Raw genomic sequence first — 1,606 nt, 5'->3', positions numbered from 1 at the left:
TGATCTGCGTCGTAAAAAATGTTAGCGAACGGAATAGTGCAGAAAGATGAAGGCTTGCCACGAGGCTGGTCGTCAAAGATTTTTGCGGATATCGTTGAAAATTAGGTGAAGCCTGACTAGGCAAACTCGTACAGTTTCCGTAAAGAACGCCTCCCATTAAAACGGATCTGAATCAGGCGGGGGCTTTGCCTCTAGGCTCTTCGCCTTTTCCACACCCTGCAGTCTGAAACACTCAATCAAGCGGGAAAGGGCGTGTTCGCGGCTGGTAAGTCGTGACCCCGATTCGTGGGGCTTGCTGATGTTGGAATACAAGCCGACGCTGGAACGATGCCTGCTGCGAGAATCAGCAAAGCTCGAAAGCACTGGTCAGATTTTCGCAGCTTTGTTCAGGCGAATGAGGCTGCTCTTTGGAAGTTCGCTTATTATTTTCTTGCGGCATTTCTCTTCTTGGCCGCGTCATGGCAACGTTTTTCATTGCCGCAAGATCCGTTGGCAGTCTTCGATGCATACCTCTTGCCAGCTCTCGTCAAGTTGAGCGGCGGGGCTTTTGAGGGCGTTCAAGGCCTAACCAAGGAAGGCCTAAACTTTCTGTATTCCGGCATGATCTACTTAATCTTGCGGATTTGGGAGGATTTTCGGGCAATCTCAGTAATCCAACATTCTTTGGGCCTGATCGCCGGTGGGTTATTTCTGGCGGCCTGGAGCAGACTCGCCGACTTCTTCCCAAGACCTTGTCTGAGCCGTGTTGTGCACGAAGCGATCGGACTTTTGGGTGCTGCCATCTACTTGCTTTCATACGCTCCTGTCTTCTTCGAAATGAACATCCGGTCCGATTCCGTTTGCATGTTTTTCGAAATCTTGATTTTTTGGCTGATAATTCAGTTCTTTTATTACCGGGTAATCTTACCGAACGCACAGAAGGTGGTTATTTATGGAACTTCAGTCGCGACAAGCGCTTTCCTCCTTGCTTTGCTGAAGCCAAGTTTCACGCTCACATCTCTCTTTGTAGTGACGCCCGTAATCTGGTTGATACTGACTGCTAAAGGAAATTTTATCGGAAAAGTTGCTTTCTTTGCTACAGCCGTGTCGATCATCGTGGCACTGACTCTTACCGAGCATTATCTGCGCCGGAACGATGAAAGCGTAAAGACTTTCCTCGCAGAGACCCTCTTCGTGTACCACGCCAAGATTATTTATGCGCAGATGGCTACCGACCTCAAACATGGCGATGGGATTCTACCCGGACTACCTGATGTTTGGGCATGATTCGCTTCTCAGTCGCTGGCAGCAACAACTCGGAGGCGAGCCGTTCTTGAGATTTTTGAAGTACTGGTACTGGCACAGCGTGGCTAGCTGTCCGCTTGCCTTTGCCGAAAAAGTCGCTGGCCAACTTGGGGTTTTCTATTCAAGAACCTGCCCGGCCTTCAGATTCGAGGAGAGATATTCATTATCGACGGATGCTTACTGCCGAAGCCTTGCGGCGCTTTCTCTTCCGCAATCGTTGCCGTTGCTTACCAAGACAGCGGTTGGGTCAGCTTTCCTGGAACGTACCAAAGCGCTTTGCTCCTCACAGGTTGTTATTCACCAGGATAAACTGGCTCGGATC

2 protein-coding genes are annotated in these 1,606 nt (G+C 49.9%); both read left to right on the top strand.

Annotation, left to right across the window (positions count from 1 at the left end; all coding sequences use genetic code 11):
* Positions 1 to 285 precede the first annotated feature (285 nt).
* Complete coding sequence (locus tag DMG62_25135; protein PYY18940.1) at positions 286 to 1,266, top strand: hypothetical protein; 981 nt, start codon at positions 286 to 288, stop codon at positions 1,264 to 1,266.
* On the top strand, positions 1,253 to 1,606 hold a 354-nt coding region (locus DMG62_25130; protein PYY18939.1), incomplete at its 3' end, for a hypothetical protein. The genes DMG62_25135 and DMG62_25130, both read left to right, overlap by 14 nt.

This window comes from Acidobacteriota bacterium (assembly GCA_003225175.1).
Taxonomy (GTDB): Bacteria; Acidobacteriota; Terriglobia; order Terriglobales; family Acidobacteriaceae; genus Gp1-AA112.
Note: the sequence above shows the minus strand (reverse complement) of the source record. Positions and strands in the feature narration are given on the sequence as shown.